Annotated in this window: 21 protein-coding genes, 1 tRNA gene and 1 pseudogene; 11 read left to right on the top strand and 12 right to left on the bottom strand. The window is 60.4% G+C overall.

The annotated features are described in order from the left end of the window. Positions 1-30: 30 nt before the first annotated feature. The 3 genes from cmk to aroA all read right to left on the bottom strand — a co-directional run bounded on the left by cmk (position 31) and on the right by aroA (position 2,814). Complete coding sequence (cmk, locus tag QD357_RS27170; RefSeq protein WP_107106440.1) at positions 31-663, bottom strand: (d)CMP kinase; 633 nt, start codon at positions 661-663, stop codon at positions 31-33. Positions 664-682: 19 nt separating this feature from the next. Continuing rightward, the gene (locus tag QD357_RS27165) at positions 683-1,330 is read right to left on the bottom strand and encodes an FMN-binding negative transcriptional regulator (RefSeq protein ID WP_107106612.1); all 648 of its coding nucleotides are present in this window, start codon (positions 1,328-1,330) and stop codon (positions 683-685) included. A 128-nt stretch (positions 1,331-1,458) separates the two neighbouring features. After that, positions 1,459-2,814 (bottom strand): 3-phosphoshikimate 1-carboxyvinyltransferase, encoded by a 1,356-nt coding sequence (aroA, locus tag QD357_RS27160; protein ID WP_414125456.1) that lies wholly within the window; start codon positions 2,812-2,814, stop codon positions 1,459-1,461. A 273-nt stretch (positions 2,815-3,087) separates the two neighbouring features. On the opposite strand from aroA, the gene QD357_RS27155 reads away from it, so the two are divergent. From QD357_RS27155 to QD357_RS27140, 4 genes are all read left to right on the top strand, one after another. Further along, a complete protein-coding gene (locus QD357_RS27155) occupies positions 3,088-3,468 on the top strand; it encodes a TIGR02300 family protein (RefSeq protein WP_107106613.1) in 381 nt (126 codons plus the stop codon). A 151-nt stretch (positions 3,469-3,619) separates the two neighbouring features. Continuing rightward, positions 3,620-3,695 (top strand) — tRNA-Ala (locus QD357_RS27150). A gap of 185 nt (positions 3,696-3,880) precedes the next feature. Next, positions 3,881-4,123 (top strand): GIY-YIG nuclease family protein, encoded by a 243-nt coding sequence (locus QD357_RS27145; protein ID WP_107106442.1) that lies wholly within the window; start codon positions 3,881-3,883, stop codon positions 4,121-4,123. 1,140 nt (positions 4,124-5,263) lie between these two features. Then, on the top strand, positions 5,264-6,055 hold the full coding sequence (locus QD357_RS27140) for a YdcF family protein (RefSeq protein WP_107106443.1): 792 nt from the start codon (positions 5,264-5,266) through the stop codon (positions 6,053-6,055). Between the two features lie 50 nt (positions 6,056-6,105). Here the strand turns inward: QD357_RS27140 and QD357_RS27135 are convergent, their stop codons facing one another. Beyond that, positions 6,106-6,582, bottom strand: coding sequence for a hypothetical protein (locus QD357_RS27135; protein WP_107106444.1), 477 nt, complete (start codon positions 6,580-6,582; stop codon positions 6,106-6,108). Positions 6,583-6,724: 142 nt separating this feature from the next. On the opposite strand from QD357_RS27135, the gene QD357_RS27130 reads away from it, so the two are divergent. Then, positions 6,725-7,360: a trimeric intracellular cation channel family protein gene (locus QD357_RS27130; protein ID WP_107106445.1), complete on the top strand. Its 636-nt coding sequence runs from the start codon at positions 6,725-6,727 to the stop codon at positions 7,358-7,360. Between the two features lie 73 nt (positions 7,361-7,433). Here the strand turns inward: QD357_RS27130 and irrA are convergent, their stop codons facing one another. Beyond that, the gene (gene irrA / locus QD357_RS27125) at positions 7,434-7,850 is read right to left on the bottom strand and encodes an iron response transcriptional regulator IrrA (RefSeq protein WP_107106446.1); all 417 of its coding nucleotides are present in this window, start codon (positions 7,848-7,850) and stop codon (positions 7,434-7,436) included. A 298-nt stretch (positions 7,851-8,148) separates the two neighbouring features. Between irrA and fabA the strand changes: the two genes are divergently transcribed. From fabA to QD357_RS27095, 6 genes and pseudogenes are all read left to right on the top strand, one after another. Beyond that, entirely contained in the window at positions 8,149-8,664 is a 516-nt protein-coding gene (gene fabA / locus QD357_RS27120; RefSeq protein WP_414125455.1) for a 3-hydroxyacyl-[acyl-carrier-protein] dehydratase FabA, read from the top strand. Between the two features lie 52 nt (positions 8,665-8,716). Beyond that, positions 8,717-9,940, top strand: a complete 1,224-nt coding sequence (gene fabB / locus QD357_RS27115) for a beta-ketoacyl-ACP synthase I (protein ID WP_107106448.1) — start codon at positions 8,717-8,719, stop codon at positions 9,938-9,940. 4 nt (positions 9,941-9,944) lie between these two features. After that, positions 9,945-10,751, top strand: coding sequence for an enoyl-ACP reductase FabI (gene fabI, locus QD357_RS27110; protein ID WP_107106449.1), 807 nt, complete (start codon positions 9,945-9,947; stop codon positions 10,749-10,751). Between the two features lie 97 nt (positions 10,752-10,848). Beyond that, entirely contained in the window at positions 10,849-11,202 is a 354-nt protein-coding gene (locus QD357_RS27105) for an HIT family protein (RefSeq protein ID WP_107106450.1), read from the top strand. Positions 11,203-11,255: 53 nt separating this feature from the next. Beyond that, a pseudogene (locus tag QD357_RS27100) lies at positions 11,256-11,453 on the top strand (GNAT family N-acetyltransferase); the annotation flags it as partial. A 157-nt stretch (positions 11,454-11,610) separates the two neighbouring features. After that, the gene (locus tag QD357_RS27095; RefSeq protein ID WP_107106451.1) at positions 11,611-12,831 is read left to right on the top strand and encodes an acyltransferase family protein; all 1,221 of its coding nucleotides are present in this window, start codon (positions 11,611-11,613) and stop codon (positions 12,829-12,831) included. A 43-nt stretch (positions 12,832-12,874) separates the two neighbouring features. Here QD357_RS27095 and QD357_RS27090 read toward each other — a convergent pair whose 3' ends face one another. The 7 genes from QD357_RS27090 to infB form a co-directional block, all read right to left on the bottom strand. Beyond that, complete coding sequence (locus QD357_RS27090; RefSeq protein ID WP_414125454.1) at positions 12,875-13,891, bottom strand: class I SAM-dependent methyltransferase; 1,017 nt, start codon at positions 13,889-13,891, stop codon at positions 12,875-12,877. A gap of 219 nt (positions 13,892-14,110) precedes the next feature. Then, on the bottom strand, positions 14,111-16,249 hold the full coding sequence (pnp, locus tag QD357_RS27085; protein ID WP_107106614.1) for a polyribonucleotide nucleotidyltransferase: 2,139 nt from the start codon (positions 16,247-16,249) through the stop codon (positions 14,111-14,113). A gap of 322 nt (positions 16,250-16,571) precedes the next feature. Continuing rightward, the gene (rpsO, locus tag QD357_RS27080) at positions 16,572-16,841 is read right to left on the bottom strand and encodes a 30S ribosomal protein S15 (RefSeq protein ID WP_028754662.1); all 270 of its coding nucleotides are present in this window, start codon (positions 16,839-16,841) and stop codon (positions 16,572-16,574) included. Positions 16,842-16,993: 152 nt separating this feature from the next. Beyond that, positions 16,994-17,845, bottom strand: a complete 852-nt coding sequence (locus QD357_RS27075; protein WP_107106453.1) for an alpha/beta fold hydrolase — start codon at positions 17,843-17,845, stop codon at positions 16,994-16,996. Positions 17,846-17,934: 89 nt separating this feature from the next. Then, entirely contained in the window at positions 17,935-18,867 is a 933-nt protein-coding gene (gene truB / locus QD357_RS27070) for a tRNA pseudouridine(55) synthase TruB (protein WP_107106454.1), read from the bottom strand. 12 nt (positions 18,868-18,879) lie between these two features. Continuing rightward, on the bottom strand, positions 18,880-19,299 hold the full coding sequence (gene rbfA, locus QD357_RS27065; RefSeq protein WP_107106455.1) for a 30S ribosome-binding factor RbfA: 420 nt from the start codon (positions 19,297-19,299) through the stop codon (positions 18,880-18,882). 76 nt (positions 19,300-19,375) lie between these two features. Further along, positions 19,376-22,117: a translation initiation factor IF-2 gene (infB, locus tag QD357_RS27060; RefSeq protein WP_107106456.1), complete on the bottom strand. Its 2,742-nt coding sequence runs from the start codon at positions 22,115-22,117 to the stop codon at positions 19,376-19,378. Positions 22,118-22,204: the final 87 nt, after the last annotated feature.

Genomic DNA, 22,204 nt, shown 5'->3' with positions numbered 1-22,204 from the left:
TGCGCAAAGCACGCGAAGTCGCTCGCATTTTCAGGCATTTCGGCTCAGACCGGCATCGATAAACGATTTTGCCGTCTGAAACGCCGCTTCTATACTCATTTCTGAGGTATCAAGCAAGTACGCGTCTTCCGCTGGTCGCAAAGGGCTGTCGGAGCGGCCCATGTCCCGCTCGTCGCGCCGTTTCACGTCCTCGAAAATTGCTGCATAATCGGCGCTGCCGCCGGCATTGACGATTTCGTCGTAGCGTCGTTTCGCCCTGACTTCCGCCGATGCCGTGACATAGATTTTTACCGGAGCATCGGGGCAGACGACAGTGCCGATGTCGCGCCCATCCAGAACCGTGCCCGGCTCCCTCAGCGAAAAGGCCCGCTGCGCGTCGACCAGCGCCCGGCGTACCGCCGGCATGACGGCGATCTTCGATGCCGCCTCGCCGATCTCGTGCTTCGACAGGACCGCGCGGTCGAGCCCGGAAAGATCGACTTTTCGCGCTATCGTCTCGGCAACCGTTTCGTCGTCGAGCGGCAGGCCGGCGTCAAGGAGGGCTTTGGCGGTCGCCCGATAGGTCAGGCCGGTATCGAGATGGTGAAAACCATATTCCTCGGCGATCCGGCGCGACAAGGTTCCCTTGCCTGCCGCAGCGGGTCCGTCGATGGCGATGATCATTCTCTTTATATCCCTGCCTTCAGTCTTGCTTTTGTCTGTCGTATCGCCGCACCAGCTCGGCCATTTCGGCGGCTGAACCGCTGTCGATTCCGTCGAGGCCTTGGGCGACGCCCTGCCGATCGGCGGCGGGACGGTTCTGGCTGACCTTCCACTTGCCGTCAATCGTCTCGATGTCGATCTCGATGCCGATAATACCCTTCAACTGCGCAGCGATGAAATCCGGCGGCGCATCGTCGACCGTCCAGGGCTGCGGACGGCCGCTCTCGTTCTCGCCGGTCAGCATGCCAATCTGCGCCCGCAGCCAGGCGGGATCGTCGATGACGCGCGCATTGCCGCGAACCTGCACGACCGCATAGTTCCAGGTCGGCACGACCTTGCCGGTCTCCTGCTTGGTCGCATACCAAGATGGCGTGATGTAGCTTTCGGCGCCCTGAAAGACGACGAGGACCGGCGCTCCCGCCTGGATTTCCCGCCATTGGCCGTTCGCCCTGGCGATATGCGCCTGCAACGTGCCCTTGGGTGAAAGGCCGGTCTTGAGATGGAACGGCACAAGATTGGCGATCAGCCCGCCATTGCCGGCGGTGATCAGCAATCCCAGCGGATGCGCGCGGATCAGCGCGTGCTGCGTGCCGAGATCGTCTTCGCGATGATGAGGCGGCTGGTACATGGTCCGGAACCGTCTGTCGTTGTCGGGCGCGTCATAGGACCGGCGGCCCCGAATGGCCACCGACTGCTCCCGACTTGGGTTGCGTCACGCCTGCGGGCGCTTTCACCCGCAGGCCGGCCAAGATTTTATCAGCCCTCGACCTCGATCGTCGCACCCAATCTTGTCATGAGGTCAAAAAACTCCGGAAAGCTGGTGGCGATCATGGTGGAGTCGTCGATGCTGACCGGATGTTCCGAGGCAAGCCCCATCACCAGGAAGCTCATGGCAATGCGGTGGTCGAGATGGGTCTTGACCTGGCTGCCGCGAGCGTTGCCGAGACCTTTCCCGTTCGGCCGACCATGCACCGTCAGCGAATCCTTGCCTTCGGCGCAATCGACGCCGTTGAGCGTCAACCCTTCCGCAACCGCCGAAAGCCGGTCGGATTCCTTGACCTGCAGTTCCTCCAACCCAAGCATGACCGTCGCGCCCTCGGCGAAGGCGGCGGCGACGGCGAGGACCGGATATTCGTCGATCATCGACGGCGCCCGCTCGGCCGGCACTGTGACGCCTTTGAGCGCCGAGGAGCGGACGCGGAGATCAGCGACATCCTCGCCGCCGGCAAGACGCCTGTCGAGAACCTCAATATCGCCACCCATCTCCTGCAGCGTCAGGATCAGGCCGGTGCGGGTGGGGTTCATCAGCACGTTGCGGATGGTGATATCAGAGCCGGGAACGATCAGCGCCGCGACCAGCGGAAAGGCCGTCGAGGAGGGGTCGCCGGGAACGTCGATAATCTGGCCGGAAAGCCTGCCCTGGCCCTGAAGGCGGATGGTGCGCACGCCGTCCCGATCGATCTCKACCGAAAGATCGGCGCCAAAGCCGGCCAGCATCTTTTCGGTATGGTCGCGGGTCATGACCGGCTCGATGACGGTGGTGATTCCAGGCGCATTGAGGCCGGCGAGCAGCACGGCGGATTTGACCTGCGCCGAAGCCATCGGCACGCGATGGGTGATCGGACTGGCCGTCTCCGGCCCATGCAGCGTCACCGGTAGGCGGTCGCCTTCGCTGGATTTGACCTGCACGCCCATCTGCCGCAGCGGATCGAGGATGCGGCCCATCGGCCGCTTGGAAAGCGAGGCGTCGCCGATGAATGTGGATTCGAAATCATAGACGCCGACGAGGCCCATGGTCAGGCGGCTGCCGGTGCCGGCATTGCCGAAATCGAGCGGTGCTTCCGGGGCCAGCAGCGCGCCGTTGCCGACGCCCTTGATGATCCATTCGGCCCCGATCTTCTCGATCCTGGCGCCCATGGCCTGCATGGCCTTGCCGGTATTGAGCACATCCTCGCCTTCGAGCAGGCCGGTAATGTGGGTTTCGCCGGCAGCCAGGCCGCCGAACATGAGGGCGCGATGCGAAATGGATTTGTCGCCGGGAACGCGGATGGTGCCGGAAAGATTGGTCGAGTGGCGCGCCGTCGCGGGCCGCGGATGAATGTCGTGCGGCATGGGCAATTCCTTTGCGATGCCGTTATTTACGCCGCATTATCGCTGGCTTAGCTCCTGTTGCGCCAACTGACCTGCGGTTCACGCTGGCTCGTTACCATAGACCCGCTGCCCGGTCATCCTGGAATGCCGGGAAAACCAGTCCCGGCGTATATAAAGTTTGGCTTTGACAGAGAGAGCCGCAACGATTAAGGGGACCGGCTGATAATTTCCCTTAAAACGCCGGCTTCCCCGGCATTGCCGAATCTTTATTCGGCCATTCATGAGGCTTTGACAGTGGCGAAAGCGGAACTTGGAACAAAACGTACCGATCCAGATACCGGCAAGAAGTTCTATGACCTGAACCGGGACCCGATCGTCTCGCCCTACACCGGCAAGTCCTGGCCCTTGTCCTTCTTCGAGGAAACCTCCGCTTCCAAGGAAGTTCCGGAAGAAGACGAAGTGGCTGAAGTCGATACCGAAAACACGGAAGTCGAACTCGTATCGCTCGAAGATGCCGATGAGGCTGCTACCGGCGACGATATTCCGGACATGGGCGATGACGATGTCGAAATCGGCGACGATGACGACGACACCTTCCTCGAAGCCGACGAAGACGAAGATGACGACGACATGAGCGACATCATCGGCGTCACCGGCGACGACGACGACGTTTGATTTGCGAACAATCGGCCCGGTGAACAAGAAAAGTTTTCCGGGCCGAAAATTTCGGCTTGCTATCTGCAAAAACCAGAAGTAATAAGCCGCCACCCCGACGGGCGAAGCGCTCGGAAGGGACCCAGGGCCGGTCAAACGGCACCACCTTGATGGGGCTATAGCTCAGCTGGGAGAGCGCTTGCATGGCATGCAAGAGGTCAGCGGTTCGATCCCGCTTAGCTCCACCACGCTTCGCCCTTACGGGCTTCGCGTGGCGCAGCCGCAGGAAACCGTTAGGCCGAAGCAGTGCCCGGCAAAGCCCGCAGGGCGACGACGGGCTTAAATCTCAATTACAAGCTTTGCGTAAGACAGCCACGGGAAACCGTTAAGCCAGTATGCTCGACATGATTCGCGGAGCGTGACGGCAAGCCTGATGTGGTATGTTTACATTCTCCAGAGCGTCGATTTTCCCGAACAGCAATATACTGGATCTACGTCGGATCTTAAGCGGCGACTTGCGGATCACAATGCCGGCAAATCAAGTCATACAGCAAAATTCGCGCCCTGGATTTTGCTCTGGTATTCCGCTTTTCCAGACAAATACAGAGCACTGGAATTTGAAACATATTTGAAATCTCATTCTGGCAGGGCGTTTGCGAAGAAGAGACTTATTTGATCGGATTCGTTTGCCGATGAGGCGGAAGTCGGTCTCGCCTTTAACGAAACTACCCTTGCCAGTACCTGTATCGATTGGCGCTCAGATCGCTGCCAAAAACTAGGCGGATTCTGATGCGTCACGTCATCTCGATGTCTACTATCCGACGCCTCATATTCAAGTATCCTCATTATTCACAGGGGCGTGTTATTGACTGTCGAGGCATAATCGAGTAGGGGTGCGTGCCTTTTTTAAGGCATTGAAAATATACAATTTTTTGGAATCACATTGAATATTTTTCGAATTTGCGTCGCGAACGAAGGTGAGAAACACTTGTCAAGTGGCGTGATTCGACATACAAAATCAACATCCTGTTGATGACAGGAGCCTAAAAGGCCCCCACCGCAATGGGGGCCCCAATCCAGGCACAAGTCTAGGGGAAGTCTGGGTTAAACCGTAGTCGCGCGGCAACGCGGCCAGCGGCGGCAGTGCGAACAAACATGTTCCCACTGGCCCAGACGGAACCGCCAGTAGTCAGCAACTGACACTGGGCGGAATGCGGGACATGATATTCTCATATCCCTCTCCTTTCTCTTTAAGAGCAAGGAGGACCCGCTCTCACCAGTCCTTCGGCGCTTCATGCGACGAAGCTAAACCTCCCTGGTTGCTACCAAGAATGCCGCCTGAATGCTGCGGACAAGTGATGCCAATCTAATACTAGCATCGTGGCTTAGAGGCAAGGTGAGCCTGCGTGGGATGCCTCTAATTCCCCAGTAATTCCTCATAGAGGGGGATTTGACTATAGATTCACTATTTACCGAGTCTAGTAGAAAGGCTCTCAGCGGGGCTGTATGTCAATTTTATTGCCGTGCCGCACTTGTTCTGGCGGCGGCACTCAGCTAGCGATTCGACTTCTCGTGGCATCGAGGGAGCAATTTAACGGTTTCAACATAAGAACAGTTCTTCGTATCCCGATTAGACCCTAAGGCTGATTGATCCGCGGTTTCCCTGACAGCACTTACCCTGCATCCCGCACCCCTTCTCCCCGCMMACCCAACCAAAATCGCCACATTGCAGCGCACAAAAATCTGCTAGGAAAAAACGAATCGTTTTCTGCTGTTGCTCTTGAGAGCTCCAGCTCGACACGCCCGAKGATGCATCTTGTTCGTTTTTTCGAAACTGGTCTGGATTTTTGGTCAGCCGCTGTCGCTGGCTTTTTTCTTCGGTGTATTGGGCCTGATCGGCAGCCTTGTTCGCAGGCGCTTTCTTGCGATCGTCTCGTCGCTGCTGTCGGTCCTGATCCTGTTCGTCGCGCTTTATACGACCGCCGGCGCCTATATCGTGCAGGGGCTGGAGGAGCGGTTTCCGCATCCGGCGGCTGATCCTGCCGATCTCAAATGTATGATCGTTCTCGGCGGTGCCACGCAGAATGAGGTGACGACGGCGCGGGGTGGGTATGAGCTCGATTCGGCTGGCGATCGTCTCATCGAGACGTTGCGGCTGGCGCAGAAGTTTCCGCAGGCACGTATCGTCGTCTCCGGCGGCGATGGTTCGATCAGTGGCAATTACGAGGGGGATGCGGTCATTTCTGAGCGCTTCTTTGTTGCGCTCGGCCTCTCGAAGGATCGGCTTGTCGAGGACACGACCTCGCGCACCACCTTTGAGAATGCGGTCAACACCAAGCAGCTCCTGGCGCAGAACGGTCTTTCCGGTTGCCTGTTGATCACATCAGGCTTCCACATGCCGCGCTCCATGGGCATTTTCCGCAAGCAAGGCATCGATGTTGTCCCCTGGCCGGTCGATTACCGCAGCACGGGCAAGGAAACGCTGGGCTTCGATTTCACCCAGCCGTCGCTGAATGCGCAGTTGCTGGCGACGGGCGTCCGCGAATGGATCGGTCTCGTCGGCTATTACGCCGCCGGCCGTACCTCGGCGCTGTATCCCGGCCCCTAACTACGTGGCCCAGCCCGTAACTACATGGCTGGCCCTTTCGGCCATAACACCTATTTTTTCGCGACGGTGACGAATTTCACGCCGCGGACGCGGACGGTGATTTCACAAGGGTCACCCTCGGTGCGGTCGCAGAAGTGCGGGTGCATTTTCATGACCAGCACCATGTTGCCGAAGCGCTGGATGAAATCGTAGCCATAGATCCGTGCGGTGGCGACGAGAATATAGCCGCCCTCGGCGACATGGATGTAGAAGTTGTACGGGCAGCCCTCGTCGGTGCAGTCGGGGCCCTTTTCTCCCTTGCAGGTAAGCTCGCCCTCGTTGACGACGATGTCGGTCAGCGTGTCGTTGTTGATGTCCCGTTCGGTGGCGAAACCGTCGCCGAAGCTCGCCTGGCCCTCGCAACGCTTGGTGAAGTGTTCCTTCTCGAAGGCCACCGGATCTTGCACCAGCGATTGCTGCGCTTGCGCCACGACGGGCATGATCACGAGCGCGATGAGATTCAGGATCACGATCAGCAGGGATTTCACCGGCATTTCCTCTTGAAGGCGCAGGATCGGCCGCAGGGTTGTGGCGACCGCTGCGCCATCTTTGCACCTGCCTGCTTGCGCGGCCCTTGCCGCCGTGATTCACTTCGTCGAAAATCGCGCCGGCACTCTCCTGGAGCCTCGAATGTCGCTTCTTTCGTTTCTCGACTATGCCGGCGTCGCCCTCTTTGCCGCGACCGGCGCGCTGTCGGCCTCGCGCAAGCAGCTCGATCTGATTGGTTTCCTGTTTCTCGCGGCGGTCACCGGGATCGGCGGCGGTACGCTCAGGGATATCATCCTCGGCCGCGTGCCGGTCTTCTGGGTGCTGAACCCCACCTATATCATCATCTGCGCCATAGCCGGCGTGCTCGTCTTCTTCACCGCGCATCTGTTCGAATCGCGCTACCGGCTGCTGATCTGGCTGGATGCGATCGGTCTGTCGGCCTATTGCGTCATGGGCGCGGCCAAGGGCATGGCGGCGACGGGCTCTCCAACGGTTGCCATCGTCACCGGCGCGCTGACGGCAACCTTTGGCGGCATCCTGCGCGATCTCCTAGCAAACGAGCCCTCGGTGCTGCTGCGGCCGGAAATCTATGTGACCGCCGCGCTCGTCGGCGCTGGCGTCTTCACCGCTGCCAACGCCACCACCATGCCGCTCTATGCCTCAGCGGCACTTGGCGTCACCGCAGCCTTTATCGTACGCGGCGGCGCACTCTGGTTCGGCTGGACCTTCCCGACTTACCATCATAAGCCCGGCCGGCATCCCGACGATGTGATGTGAAATGGGAGGCAGTAGGAATTAGCCAGTAGGCAGTAGCAAACGGCTGGATGACAGCTCTACTGCCGACTGCCTATCACTGCTTGCGGCGCAGGCGAATGACCACGTCGACATGGGCGATTTCCATGCCCCTCGGCGGTTCCGGCAGATTGCCGATCGTCAGATTGCTGATCGGAATATCCAGCACTTCGTTCTGGCCTTCGATGAAGAAGTGGTGGTGGTCGGACACGTTGGTGTCGAAATAGGTCTTGGTGCTTTCGACGGCGAGCACGCGGATCAGGCCGGCCTCGGTGAACTGATGCAACGTGTTGTAGACGGTGGCGAGCGAAACCGGCACGCCGGCGGTGACCGCCTCTTCGTGCAGTTCCTCGACGGTTAAGTGGCGGTCGCCCTTGGCGAAGAGAAGGTCGCCTAGTGCGACACGTTGTCGGGTCGGTCTCAGGCCTGCGCTGCGCAGCCTGGTTTCGATCGCGATTTCGGCCTCTTCCGCCATTCAGGGAACTCCGGATTCCTGATCTCTATAAATCTTTACTAAGCCATATAACTTTTGCCTGGATTGCTTTCAATAGTTTCGATGGGGTGGGAAGGCGGCCAAAAGCCGTAAAAAGAAGGTTCTTGGCGCATTTGCCTCTGGTAGCAACCCTGGCCTTCCTGTATGCGACCACCACATAACAGTGAAGTGTGTCCGATAGGGCGATGGAATGCGAGCGTCATGCTTGCGCTTCATTTTCTGTCGATCTTACACTAAAGCTTCACATCAATCGGCATTTGCGCGGGGGAAACGGAACTTTATGACGACGAGACAATCCAGCTTCAACTATGAGGAAATCCTGTCCTGCGGCCGCGGCGAACTGTTCGGCCCGGGCAATGCGCAGCTTCCCTTGCCGCCGATGCTGATGGTCCATCGCATTACAGATATTTCCGAAACCGGTGGCGCCTTCGACAAGGGCTACATTCGCGCCGAATACGACGTGCGTCCCGACGACTGGTACTTCCCCTGCCATTTTGCCGGCAATCMGATCATGCMGGGCTGCCTCGGCCTTGATGGCATGTGGCAGTTGACCGGCTTCTTCCTCGGCTGGCTCGGCGAGCCCGGCCGTGGCATGGCGCTGTCCACGGGCGAAGTGAAGTTCAAGGGCATGGTTCGTCCGGATACCAAGCTTCTCGAATACGGCATCGACTTCAAGCGCGTCATGCGCGGCCGCCTCGTCCTCGGCACCGCCGACGGCTGGCTGAAGGCCGATGGCGAGGTCATCTATCAGGCGACAGACCTGCGCGTAGGCCTGTCCAAGGACAAGACTGCCTGAGCTGCGGCACCGCCGCCCCACAAAGACAGAGCTTTTAGAAAAGGTCATCGACATGAGACGGGTAGTAGTTACGGGTCTGGGTATTGTCTCTTCGATTGGAAACGATGCGCAGGAAGTCACCGCCTCGCTGCGCGAAGCCAAGTCGGGCATTTCTTTCTCCTCCGATTTCGCCGAACACGGTTTCAAGTGCCAGGTCTGGGGCTCGCCGAAGATCGACACGACGGATCTGGTCGACCGCCGCGCCATGCGCTTCCTGTCGCAGGGCGGCGCGTGGAACCACGTCGCCATGAAGCAGGCGATTGCCGATAGCGGCCTCGAAGAGAGCGACATCAGCAATGAGCGCACCGGCATCATCATGGGCTCGGGTGGTCCGTCGACCCGTACGCTGATCGAAGCCGCCGATATCACCCGCAAGAACAACAGCCCGAAGCGCATCGGCCCCTTCGCCGTGCCGAAGTCGATGTCGTCGACGGCATCGGCGACGCTTGCCACCTGGTTCAAGATTCACGGCGTCAACTATTCTATTTCCTCGGCCTGCTCGACCTCGGCGCACTGCATCGGCAATGCCGCCGAGATGATCCAGTGGGGCAAGCAGGACGTCATGTTCGCCGGCGGCCACGAAGATCTCGACTGGACGATGTCGAACCTCTTCGACGCCATGGGCGCCATGTCCTCCGACTTCAACGAAAATCACCCGGAAACCGCTTCGCGCGCCTATGACGCCAAGCGCGATGGCTTCGTCATCGCCGGCGGCGCCGGCGTGCTGGTGCTGGAAGAGCTGGAACATGCCAAGGCGCGCGGCGCCAAGATCTACGCCGAAATCGTCGGCTACGGCGCCACTTCGGACGGCTACGACATGGTCGCGCCGTCGGGCGAGGGCGCTATGCGCTGCATGCGTCAGGCACTCGCGACCGTGAAGGGCGATATCGACTACATCAACACCCACGGCACCTCGACGCCTGTCGGCGACAGCAAGGAAATCGGCGCCATTCGCGAGGTATTCGGAGCCAAGATCCCGCCGATCCAGTCGACCAAGTCGCTGACGGGCCATTCGCTCGGCGCAGCCGGCGTGCAGGAATCGATCTACTCGATCCTGATGATGCAGGAGCGCTTCATCGGCGAAAGCGCTCATATCACCGAACTCGACCCGGAATTCGAAGGTGTGCCGATCGTGCGCAAGCGCATCGACAATGCCAAGATCGACACGGCTCTTTCCAATTCCTTCGGCTTCGGCGGCACCAACGCKACGCTCGTATTCCAGCGCTATAACGGATAAGGCAATGACGGGAATCATGCAGGGTAAGCGCGGCCTCATCATGGGCGTCGCAAACAATCATTCGATTGCCTGGGGTATTTCAAAGGCGCTTGCTGCCGAAGGCGCGGAACTGGCTTTCACATTCCAGGGCGAGGCGCTCGGCAAGCGCGTCAAGCCGCTTGCTGCCGAAGTTGGCTCCGATTTCCTTCTGCCTTGCGATGTCGAAGATATCGCTTCAGTCGATTCCGTCTTCGACCAGATCAAGGAACGCTGGGGCAGGCTGGACTTCATCGTCCATGCCATCGGCTTTTCCGATAAGGCCGAGCTAAAGGGTCTCTACGCCAACACCACGCGCGATAATTTCACTCGCACCATGGTGATCTCCTGCTTCTCCTTCACCGAGATCGCCAAGCGCGCCGCCGAGCTGATGGTCGAAGGCGGCAGCATGCTGACGCTGACCTATAACGGCTCGACGCGCGTCATCCCGAACTACAACGTCATGGGCGTCGCCAAGGCGGCCCTGGAAGCCTCCGTGCGTTATCTCGCCGCCGATTACGGCCCGCGCGGCATCCGCGTCAACGCCATCTCCGCCGGCCCGATCCGAACGCTCGCCGGCGCCGGCATTTCCGACGCCCGCGCCATTCTCTCGTGGAACCAGCGCAACGCGCCGCTGCGCAAGTCGGTCACCATAGACAATGTCGGCTCGTCGTCGCTCTATCTCTTGTCCGATCTATCGGCTGGCGTCACCGGTGAAATTCATTTTGTCGATGCCGGCTACAACATCACCTCGATGCCGACGCTGGAAACGCTGTCGAGCGCGGACGCCGAGTAAATTTCCGACATCCGGATACCGAGGCCGTCGCCTCGACTGTGCAAATCTGCAATATATTGGGGCCGCTGCGAGCGGCCCTAGTTTTTTGGAGGCCCGCGTGTCGCATCAGATTTGTATCTTCTGCCGCACGTCGGAACTGACCATCCTCACCGAAAATTCGGCTAACTTCGCGATCAGAGACAAATTCCCGGTTAGGCCGCTGCACACACTGATCATTCCCAAGCGCCATGTGACCGATATTTTTGCGACCGATGCGCAAGAGCGTGAAGCCATCCACGAACTTGCCATGCAGTGCCGAGAGGCAATCGGCACAGAGGACGCATCCGTCAGCGGATTCAATTTCGGCTCGAATATTGGCCGTGCAGCCGGTCAGAAAATCTTTCACGCACATGTCCACCTGATCCCGCGCCGTCTGGGTGAGGTGGAGCTGCCGGCAGCGCGACTGGACTGAGCGGCTGTGCTGCCGCAAACATTGTGAATGCTGATGACACCMTCGGTTTCGACAGGTTCGCCTTTCACCGGATTTTCGCGCGGTTGGATGCGAAGAACATCGGATCCATCGGCGTCGTCGAACGGCTTGGTCTGCGGCGCGAGGCGCATCTGATCGAAAACGATCGCTTCAACGGCATCTGGGGCGACGAATATGTCTATGCCGTGCTGAGCCGCGAATGGGCCTCCAAGGCGCCGAATCGGGCGCGTTAATCTTCATTCGATAAGATTTTACGAAAATTTTAGGTTAATTCTATCTTGCCGGGGATGGCCCGTTACGACCGGCCGGAATTCCGATACAAGGCAGGCATTCAACAGTATTTCCTGCATGTCCATCGGCATTCATTGACCATTTACGGGAACCCCAGCCGTGAACACCATAACTGTTGCCAATCCCAAGCCGTTCGATCCATTGGATGAGACGGCGTCGCTCGACGCTGCTGCCACCACAAGGGCATTAGGCCCGGATGTATTGCGCGCGCTCGCCATCCTGCTCGTCATGCTCGTGCATCTTCCGGCGGAGGCGACTCCATTGCCGCTGGCCGGAATCAGGCCCTATGGCTGGATCGGTGTCGACATATTCTTTGTGCTGAGCGGCTATCTCATCGGAACCCAACTGATGGCGGAAGCCGCGCGCAGCAACGCCGTCGACTTCAAGGCCTTTTACCTGCGCCGGGCATTCCGCATATTGCCGGCCTTTCTGCTGGTGCTTGCCTTCTATACGTTCATTCCCTCCCTGCGTGACGCGCCGACGATGCAATCGGCCTGGCGGTTCCTGACCTTCACGGCCAATTTCGGGCTCGATCCGCGCTTCGGCGCCACATTCACCGAAGCTTGGTCGCTAAGCGTCGAGGAACATTTCTATCTCGTCCTGCCGGTTCTCGTCGTCTTGCTGAAGCGGCGCGCTACAGTGGTCTTCATCGCCTTTCTGGTTGCGACAATCGTCATGGCCGGCATGGGCCTGAGATTTGCCCTCTGGCAGAACCAAGTCAGCCCTGCTGCGGAAATGCACGCCTACAGGGCAGCGCTCGCAGTCTATCTGAGGGACGTTTATTATCCGACTTACAATCGACTGGACGGGTTGACCTTCGGCGTCGTTCTCGCCGCGATCCGGCTGTTCAAGCCATTGTTATGGGAAAGATACATGCCGCCATATCTCGCGCTCGGCATCGGCGGCATGTTCGTGACAGCGGCGCTCGTGGTCTTCTCGGTCCGCGGGCCTTTTGCGGAAACCAATTTGCCGCTTGTGTTTCAGCCTCTTCCAGGGGCGGTGGTCGGCTTTCCGCTTTTCTCGGCGGGCGTGGCGTTCATTCTCGGTGCGCTGCTGGACCTGCAGCCCAGGATCGGGCGCTGGCATCTTCCAGCGATATCAGGTATCGCGACGCTCTCCTACAGCCTCTATCTGACCCACAAGGGCGTCTACCATCTCGACCAGATGGTGTTCGGTAAGGACAATCTTCAGGGGCTTTCCGGCTTCGTCATCTATCTCGCCACCTGCTTCATCGTGGCGGCAACGCTGTGGTTTCTCGTCGAAAGAAACTTCCTGATCCTGCGGGATCACCTGATGCCTCGCTCGAACCGAACCAGCTAAATCCCACGCATTAAAAAGGCGGCCAATCGGCCGCCTTCAGCGCTTATTTCTTTGCCCACAGCGCCTTGAAGCGCGCGTTGCGGCAGGTCTCGCCATGCTCGCGGAAATTTTCCGCCAGCACCGGTTCATAGGGGAGGCCGCGATTGGCGACCAGCATCAGGCGGCCGCCGCCGCGCAGTGCCGAGGATGCCGCCTTGATCATTGCCTGGCCGAGCGAAGGCTCGGCGGCATGGCCCTCGTGAAATGGCGGGTTCATGATCACCAGATCGTATTTGTCCTTGACCGGCTCGCTTGCCAGATCGTGCCAGAAGAAGCGCTGGGCGACCTTCGGGCAATTTTCAAGGAGATTGGCGCGGGCGGCCTCCAATGCGTTGTAGTGGGCCTCGTAGAGGTCAAGGCGCGCGATCCGCGGCGATTTGGTCGCCAGTTCCACGGAAAGATAGCCCCAGCCGGCGCCGAAATCGGCGGCGTCGCCGGAAAAATCGGTCGGCAGGCGCGATGCCAGCAGTTCCGAGCCAGCGTCGATGCGATCATGCGAGAACATGCCGGCAGCAGTGGTGAACCGGCCGTCGATGCGCGTAGCAGGCTTCGCCAGTTGCGCTGCCGGAGCGCTTGTGTCGGCCGGACGCGTAAACCAGAAGGCCACGCCGTGGTATTTCGGCATGTGCTCGACATCCAGGCCAAAACCTTCGATGCGCTTGCGTAGCGGCTGAATGCCGTCTTCCTTGCCGCCGGCGACGACGATCAGCCCGCCCGCCTTCACGCGCTTCAGCGCCTCGGCAATATGGGCTTCGTTTTCGCCCTTGTGCTTGGTGCTGAGCACCAGCGCGCCGTCATAATCCCTATCTTCGATTTCCGGCGTCACATTGACACGCTGCGCCTGCAGTTGGCGATAGAAGGGACGGAAACCCTGGACGGCGGAAAGCTCGGCGGCAAAATCGCCTGGCAGCGCAAAGCCCGCCTCGGCGCCAAGAAACAGGATCTGCTTGCCCTCGCCAGGCGCGGCAACAGTGCCGGAAGCAAAAGGATGGAACAGGGTCTTCAGGGCATCGCGGCTCATGGGCGTGATCTCGTCATGGAAATGGGTTTCGTCTGTCGGATATGCGCGGCATTTTCTACTTCGCGCCTGCCTCTCACCCTAGCCCTTTCCCGGGTTGGAACGGGGAGAGGGTTAGGGTGAGGGGCCGGGCACTTAGTTTCTACAAAAATGGTCGGCACCGATAATATAAAAAGGGCGCGGAAAAGATCCCGCGCCCCGAAACGTGCGTGAAGGCGCAGCTTATTCGGCCGCGTCGTCCTTCTTCTTTTCGGCAGCGATTTCCTGGCCGGTTGCCTGATCGACAACCTTCATGGACAGGCGAACCTTGCCGCGCTCGTCGAAGCCGAGGAGCTTGACCCAGACCTTGTCGCCTTCCTTGACGACGTCGGTCGTCTTGGCAACGCGCTCGGAGGCGAGCTGCGAGATGTGGACGAGGCCGTCGCGGGCGCCGAAGAAGTTGACGAAAGCGCCGAAATCAGCGGTCTTAACGACCGTGCCTTCGTAGATCTGACCGACTTCCGGCTCGGCAACGATCGAGTGGATCCACTTGCGGGCCGCTTCGATTTCCTTGCCGGAGGACGAGGCGATCTTGACGGTGCCGTCGTCTTCGATGTTGATCTTGGCGCCGGTCTTTTCGACGATTTCGCGGATGACCTTGCCGCCGGAGCCGATGACTTCTCGGATCTTGTCGACCGGGATGTTCATGACTTCGATGCGCGGTGCGAATTCGCCGAGCTGGCCGCGGCTTTCGGTGATTGCCTTGGACATTTCGCCGAGGATGTGGGCACGACCGCCCTGTGCCTGGCCGAGCGCAACCTTCATGATCTCTTCGGTGATGCCGGCGATCTTGATGTCCATCTGCAGCGAGGTGATGCCGTCGGCGGTGCCGGCGACCTTGAAGTCCATGTCGCCGAGGTGGTCTTCGTCACCGAGAATGTCGGAGAGAACGGCGAAGCGATCGCCTTCCAGGATCAGACCCATGGCGATGCCGGCAACCGGCTTGGCCAGCGGAACGCCGGCGTCCATCAGAGCGAGCGAGGTGCCGCAAACCGTTGCCATTGAGGACGAGCCATTCGACTCGGTGATCTCGGAAACGACGCGCAGCGTGTAGGGGAACTGTTCCGCCGTCGGCAGCATCGGGCGGATAGCGCGCCATGCGAGCTTGCCGTGACCGATTTCGCGACGACCCGGGGAACCCATGCGGCCGGTTTCGCCAACGGAGTAGGGAGGGAAGTTGTAATGGAGCAGGAAGCGCTCCTTGTACATGCCCGTCAGGCTGTCGACATACTGTTCGTCTTCGCCGGTGCCGAGCGTGGCGACGACGATTGCCTGCGTTTCACCGCGGGTAAACAGCGCCGAACCATGCGTGCGCGGCAGAAGGCCGACTTCCGAAACGATCGGGCGAACGGTCGACAGGTCGCGGCCGTCGATGCGGCTCGAGGTGTCGAGGATGTTCCAGCGAACGATCTTCGCCTGCAGGTGCTTGAAGATGGCGCCGACTTCTTCGGCCGTGTACTTGGCTTCGCCTTCCTCGGGAAGGAAGTGGGCCTTGACCTTCGCCTTGACGGCGTCGACGGCAGCGTAGCGATCGGCCTTTTGGGTGATCTTGTACGCGGTACGCAGTTCGGCTTCAGCGAGGCCGAGCATCTCGGTTTCGAGTGCGGAATAATCTTCCGGCGAGAAATCGCGCGGTTCCTTGGCGGCAACTTCGGCGAGCTTGATGATCGCGTCGATTACCGGCTGGAAGCCGCGATGACCGAACATGACAGCGCCGAGCATGACGTCTTCCGGCAGTTCCTTGGCTTCGGACTCGACCATCAGAACGGCTTCTTGCGTGCCGGCGACGACGAGGTCGAGGCTCGATTCCTCCATCTCGTCGAGATGCGGGTTGAGCACGTATTCGCCGTTGATGTAGCCGACGCGGGCGCCACCGATCGGGCCCATGAACGGAACGCCGGAGAGCGTCAGCGCTGCCGAGGTGGCGACCATCGACAGGATATCCGGATTGTTTTCGAGGTCATGCTGGATGACGGTGACGACAACCTGCGTGTCGTTCTTGTAGCCTTCCGGGAAAAGCGGGCGGATCGGACGGTCGATCAGGCGGGAAACGAGGGTTTCGTTTTCGCTCGGGCGTCCTTCGCGCTTGAAATAGCCGCCGGGGATCTTGCCGGCTGCATAGGTCTTTTCCTGGTAGTTGACGGTGAGCGGGAAGAAATCCTGGCCCGGCTTCGGCGACTTGGCGGAAACGACGGTGGCGAGAACAACGGTTTCGCCGTAGGTCGCGATGACGGCGCCATCGGCCTGGCGGGCGATCTTGCCGGTCTCGAGCTTCAGCGGGCGGCCGGCCCACTCGATTTCGACGGTATGGATATCGAACATATCTTGTCCTTGCGTAGTGCGGGAAAAGGCGCCGTCGTCCGTATCGGCAAGGCGCATCTTCAACCGCACGAAATGTGACGCATCACGGGCAAGACAACGAGAGGCTTTCAAAGGTCGGCCGAAGCATGAAGCTTCGGCTGAAAGCATCCGGCAATCCTGCCCCATGACAGGTCAACGGTTGGTGTTGGCAGAACCGGCCCATCCGGCCTGCCGGCTGTCTCACATCGCGCAAACGGAAAACGCGACGGAAACAAGTCTGATGGGTTTCAAACCCTTCATAAGCATCCGGCGGACGTTCACGCGAACGCCCGCCGGAAAATTACTAGCGACGGATACCGAGGCTGGAGATCAGCTTGGTATAACGGCCTTCGTCCTTCTTCTTGAGGTAGTCAAGAAGCGAGCGCCGGCTGGAAACCATCGTCAGGAGGCCACGGCGGGAGTGATTGTCCTTCTTGTGGTCCTTGAAGTGGTCGGTGAGGTTGTTGATGCGCTCGGTCAGGATCGCAACCTGGACTTCCGGAGAACCGGTGTCGCCTTCGGCAGTAGCGTATTCCTTGATCAGCGCAGCCTTGCGCTCAGCAGTAATCGACATCGGATGGTCCTTTCTATGAGAGGAAATAATGTCGCCAAACGCCGGGATGTCGTCCAGCATTGGCCGCGAATGCAATCGGGCAGGCCCGATGCTGGCGCTGCCTATAAACCAAATGAGCGCCAATGGAAAGAGGGTTCTCCCCTGGGCGGTTTTCAGCGCCCCGCCATCGCATCGCGGATCATCGCATCGTAACCCTCGGGATCTTGCAGCATGGCGAAATGGCTAGCGTCCTTCAGGATAACGAGCTTTGCGCCGGGAATGTCCTTCGCCATCATCTGTGTGTGGTCGAGCTTGATCGCCTCGTCATGGTCGCCGATGGCAAGCGTGACAGGCACCGTTATCTTTCCAAGGTCGGCTGCCGTCCATGCCGGTTGCGTCTCCCACATCTGCGAGATCTGATCGACGAAAGCCTTGTATTCATTCGGTGTTGGCGACAGCTTCCTGTAATAGTCGCCGGCGACATTGATGTAGTCGTTGAAGGTTTTGTTGTTCAGGACGTCAGGTTTCAGGCCGTCGGTCGTCACATTTGCCGCCTGGGCGATCACACGCGTCAGTTTGTCGGGGTATTTCATCGCCATGTCGATGCCGATGATGCCGCCATCCGACCATCCGACCAGCGTCACCTTGCCAATCTTCAAATAGTCCAGCAGCGCGGCGTAGTCCGAGGTCATCAGATCGTAGCCGAAGGGCTGCTGGCTGCGCGTTGAGCGGCCATGCCCGCGGCTGTCGGCAACGACGACCAGATGATCTCTCGCGAAATCGGCAACCTGACGGCCCCAGACGTCGGCATTTCCGAGTCCGCCATGGATGAAGAGGATCGGGTCGCCTGCACCATATTCGGCATAATACATCTTGATGTCGTTGACATCGGCCATGCCGCTCGTCTTCGGCTGCGGCATCGGCGGAAAAGCCGGCAGCCCGGCCCAGCGCTCGCCGGAATGCGCGCTCACTACTGTGAGGAACAACGAAAGGACTGCCAGTATTCCGATGGTAATTCTGCGCATGTTCTCTCCCTTGAGGGCCGTCATGGCCCGTCGGGAGCATATCGCATCGCCATTACCCGCAATAGCTGTATTTTCCGGCTGGCCGAAACTCAGCCGAAGACGCGCTTCGGCCGAAATTCGCCCTGGCCGATTTCGCCGATGGCGATCAGCTTGCCGCGCGCCGTGGCATAGGCCTCGCTCTCGGCGACCGGCGCATCGCGCCCACGCACGAGAATGGGATTGCCCATCTTCAGGCGATGCGCCTGGTCGTCGTTGATGACGAGATGCGGCAGTGCTGACAGTGCTTCCGCCGTATCGATCAACAGAGCGTCGAGGGCGGCGAGCCGTTCGTCCGCATCCTCGATAGCCTCAAGTGCGACGAGATCGGCGAGCGGCACCATCGCCTCCTCGGCGAAGGGTGCCACGAAGCTGCGGCGCAGGCCGGAAATATGGCCGTAGCAACCGAGATCGCGGCCGAAATCGCGGGCAAGCGCCCGGACATAGGTGCCCTTGCCGCACTCCACTTCGAAATGCGCCGTATTGGCATCGGGGCAGGCGAGCAGCGTCAGGCGGAAAATTTCCACCTCGCGCGACGGAATTTCAACCGTTTCGCCATCGCGGGCCAGATCATAGGCGCGCTCGCCAGCGATCTTGATCGCGGAAAACTGCGGCGGGATCTGCTGGATGACGCCCGTATATTTCGGCAGCAGCGCGCGAATATCCTCTTCGCTCGGACGTTTGTCCGAAGTCTCGGTTGCTTCGCCTTCGAGGTCGTCCGTGGTGCGTTCTTCGCCCCAGGTGACGGTGAATTCATAGATCTTCCGGCCGTCCATGACATAGGGAACGGTCTTGGTGGCGTCGCCAAGGGCGATCGGCAGCATGCCGGAGGCAAGCGGATCGAGCGTGCCGGCATGGCCCGCCTTTTGCGCCTTGAACAGCCATTTGATCTTGGAAACGGCCTCTGTCGAGCCGAAGTCTACCGGCTTGTCGAGGATCAGCCAGCCCGAGATCGGACGGCCTTTGGGCTTGCGTGGTTTGGACATTCTCTGTCTCTGTTATCGATCTTCGTCGGTGTCGGTATTGCCGTCTTCGAGGTCGCGTTGGACCTCCGGCGAGCGCAGCAGCGCGTCGATCTTCTGGTAGTTGTCGAAGCTGGTATCGTCGCGGAAACGGACTTCAGGCATGTATTTCATCTGCCGAAGCTGCGGCCCGAGACGGCCACGGATGAATTTCGCATGGCGATTGAGCGTTTCGATGACGATCTGATGATCGGCGACGCCGAGCGGTGTCACATAGGCGGTGGCGATCTTCAGATCCGGCGACATGCGCACTTCGGAAATGGAGATCACGGTGCGCTCGATCAGGTCGTCGCGCACTTCGCCGCGCTGCAGAACCTGAGTGATCGCGGCGCGCACCTGCTCGCCGACGCGAAGCATGCGCTGCGAGGGCGCGGAAGAAGTTGGTCTTGTTGCCATTTGTCTTGGTCCCAAAAGGTTCGGGCGCCGGACTGGATGTTCCGGCGCCCGTCCCAATATTTCAATCTATCCTGCCTTACAGCGTACGGGTGATGTGCTCGACGCGGAAGCACTCGATCGTGTCGCCGGCGCGAATGTCTTCGTAGTTCTCGAAGGCCATACCGCATTCCTGGCCGACATTGACTTCGGAGACTTCGTCCTTGAAGCGCTTGAGCGTCTTGAGCTTGCCTTCGTGGATGACGACGTTGTCGCGTACCAGACGAACACCGACGCCGCGCTCGACCTTGCCTTCGGTGACGCGGCAACCCGCGACCTTGCCGACCTTCGTGATGTTGAACACCTCGAGGATTTCGGCGTTGCCGAGGAAGGTCTCGCGACGTTCCGGAGACAGCAGGCCCGACATCGCCGCCTTCACGTCATCGACGAGATCGTAGATGATGTTGTAGTAGCGGATTTCGATGCCTTCGCGCTCGGCGAACTGACGTGCCTGAGCGTTGGCGCGGACGTTGAAGCCGATGATGGCCGCATTGGAGGCTTCGGCCAGCGACACGTCGGACTCGGTGATGCCGCCTGCGCCCGAATGGACGATGCGGGCACGAACTTCGTCGGTGCCGAGCTTGTCGAGCGCGCCGGCAATGGCTTCGATCGAGCCCTGCACGTCGCCCTTGATCACCAGCGGGAATTCCTTCACGCCGACGCTCTGTAGCTGGGTCATCATCTGTTCAAGCGAACCGCGCTGGCCGGACTGACGGGCAGCGGCCTTGTCGCGGGCCAGACGCTGACGATATTCGGAAATCTCGCGAGCGCGGCTTTCGCTTTCGACGACAGCGAACTTGTCGCCCGCCGCCGGCGTGCCCGACAGACCGAGAACCTCGACCGGCGTCGCCGGCGTCGCTTCCTTCACATGCTCGCCCTTGTCGTTGATCAGTGCGCGCACACGGCCCCACTGGTCGCCGGCAACGACGATCTGACCCGGACGCAACGTGCCCTTCTGAACGAGGACGGTGGCAACGGAGCCACGGCCACGATCGAGCTGGGCTTCGATGACGGTGCCTTCTGCCGTGCGGTTCGGATTGGCCTTGAGATCAAGGATTTCCGACTGCAACAGGATGGCTTCGAGCAGCTTGTCGAGGTTGGTGCGGTTCTTCGCGGAAACTTCCACGTCGAGCACTTCACCGCCCATGGATTCGACGAAGACCTCGTACTGCAGCAGTTCCGTGCGGACCTTCTGCGGATTGGCTTCATGCTTGTCGATCTTGTTGATCGCAACGATGATCGGAACACCGGCCGCCTTGGCGTGGTTGATCGATTCGATCGTCTGCGGCATCACGCTGTCGTCAGCCGCAACCACCAGGATGGCGATGTCGGTCGCTTGAGCGCCGCGGGCACGCATTGCCGTGAAGGCGGCGTGACCGGGAGTGTCGATGAAGGTGATCTTCTGACCGTTCTGCTCGACCTGATAGGCGCCGATATGCTGGGTGATGCCACCGGCTTCGCCGGCCACCACGTTGGCGTGGCGGATGGCGTCGAGCAACGAGGTCTTGCCGTGGTCGACGTGACCCATGATGGTGACGACGGGCGGACGGGAAATCATTTCGCCGTCTTCGTCGACAACGTTGAAGATGCCTTGTTCGATATCCGATTCCGAAACGCGCTTGACGGTATGGCCGAATTCGCCGGCGATGAGCTCGGCCAGATCGGCGTCGATGACGTCGCCCGGCTTCATCATCTGGCCTTCCTTCATCAGGAACTTGATGACGTCGACGGCGCGTTCGGACATGCGCTGGGACAGTTCCTGAATGGTGATGGTTTCGGGCAGCACGACTTCGCGCGAAATCTTCTCGCGCGTTTCCTGCATCTGGCTGCGGCGGAACTTTTCCTGACGGCGGCGCATGGCCGAAAGCGAACGGCCGCGGGCGCTGCCGTCTTCGTCGACGTCGGCCGTCGTCACTGTCAGCTTGCCGCGGCGGCGTTCCTCGTCCGTCTTCGGACGCGTGGTGACCGGCTTTGCCGGTTCGGGGCGGACGACCTTGCCGCGAGCAGGGCCACCACGCGGCGGGCCGCGATCGTCGTCTTCTTGGTTGAGCCGGCGGCGGTTGGCGGGCGCTTCCGCGGCGGGAGCGCCGGGGCGTGCAGCCTGGGGAGCCGCATCCGGGCGACGGGCAACGACGGGCGCTGCGGCCGGCTGAACCGTGGGCTTCGGTGCTTCCACCTTGGCTTCGACCGGTGCGGGCGCCTCGACCTTGGCTTCTGCGGCGCGGGCAGCCTCTTCGGCGGCGCGGTGGGCAGCTTCGGCCTGTTCAGCGATGCGGCGTGCTTCTTCTTCCTGCTGGCGGCGAGCCTCTTCCTCGGCGCGGCGGACCGCATCGGCGGCATCGCGTGCCTGGGCTTCGGCAAGTGCGCGGCGTCGCGCATCCATTTCGCCGGCCGACAGATGGTTGAGAACCACCGGTCGCGACGAGCGGTCTTGCTGCAGACGCTGCTGGTTGTTCTGGTTGGATTGCTGCGGCCGCTGCTGCTGGCCACCCGGCTGATGAATGCGCGGAGCCGGCTGCGGCGGGCGCGGCGGCTGCGGTGTCGGTTCCGCGACGCGCGTTACGGATGCCGTCGCGGCAGCCGTCGTTGTCGTCGGGGTGATCATCGGCTTTTCGTCTTCGGGGCGTAGCGGGCGGCGCTTACGAGTTTCGACCACGACCGCCTTGGTGCGACCGCGGCCTATGTCCTGGCGCACAGTGCCCTGGTTCACGCCTGAGGGCTTCAGGGTGAGGGTCTTCTTACCCGAAACACTCAGCGTCTTGTCGTCTTTACTATCGGTCATTCCGTTCCCGTTCCTTCGGACAGGGTACGGAATCGTCCGTCAGACCCTGTCGTTCAATGCATGTACCTTAATGAGGCGTCCGGTATC

The sequence above is a fragment of the Rhizobium sp. BR 317 genome (assembly GCF_047445835.1).
GTDB lineage: Bacteria > Pseudomonadota > Alphaproteobacteria > Rhizobiales > Rhizobiaceae > Rhizobium > Rhizobium paranaense.
Note: the sequence above shows the minus strand (reverse complement) of the source record. Positions and strands in the feature narration are given on the sequence as shown.

What these genes read in the sequence shown, in the direction of transcription:
- QD357_RS27075 (WP_107106453.1), bottom strand. Translation starts at nt 17,845, where the DNA reads ATGCGCAGAATTACCATCGGAATACTGGCAGTCCTTTCGTTGTTCCTC.
- rbfA (WP_107106455.1), bottom strand. Translation starts at nt 19,299, where the DNA reads ATGGCAACAAGACCAACTTCTTCCGCGCCCTCGCAGCGCATGCTTCGC.
- truB (WP_107106454.1), bottom strand. Translation starts at nt 18,867, where the DNA reads ATGTCCAAACCACGCAAGCCCAAAGGCCGTCCGATCTCGGGCTGGCTG.
- irrA (WP_107106446.1), bottom strand. Translation starts at nt 7,850, where the DNA reads ATGGCGGAAGAGGCCGAAATCGCGATCGAAACCAGGCTGCGCAGCGCA.
- QD357_RS27165 (WP_107106612.1), bottom strand. Translation starts at nt 1,330, where the DNA reads ATGTACCAGCCGCCTCATCATCGCGAAGACGATCTCGGCACGCAGCAC.
- infB (WP_107106456.1), bottom strand. Translation starts at nt 22,117, where the DNA reads ATGACCGATAGTAAAGACGACAAGACGCTGAGTGTTTCGGGTAAGAAG.
- cmk (WP_107106440.1), bottom strand. Translation starts at nt 663, where the DNA reads ATGATCATCGCCATCGACGGACCCGCTGCGGCAGGCAAGGGAACCTTG.
- pnp (WP_107106614.1), bottom strand. Translation starts at nt 16,249, where the DNA reads ATGTTCGATATCCATACCGTCGAAATCGAGTGGGCCGGCCGCCCGCTG.
- fabI (WP_107106449.1), top strand. Translation starts at nt 9,945, where the DNA reads ATGACGGGAATCATGCAGGGTAAGCGCGGCCTCATCATGGGCGTCGCA.
- rpsO (WP_028754662.1), bottom strand. Translation starts at nt 16,841, where the DNA reads ATGTCGATTACTGCTGAGCGCAAGGCTGCGCTGATCAAGGAATACGCT.
- QD357_RS27090 (WP_414125454.1), bottom strand. Translation starts at nt 13,891, where the DNA reads ATGAGCCGCGATGCCCTGAAGACCCTGTTCCATCCTTTTGCTTCCGGC.
- QD357_RS27130 (WP_107106445.1), top strand. Translation starts at nt 6,725, where the DNA reads ATGTCGCTTCTTTCGTTTCTCGACTATGCCGGCGTCGCCCTCTTTGCC.
- QD357_RS27145 (WP_107106442.1), top strand. Translation starts at nt 3,881, where the DNA reads ATGTGGTATGTTTACATTCTCCAGAGCGTCGATTTTCCCGAACAGCAA.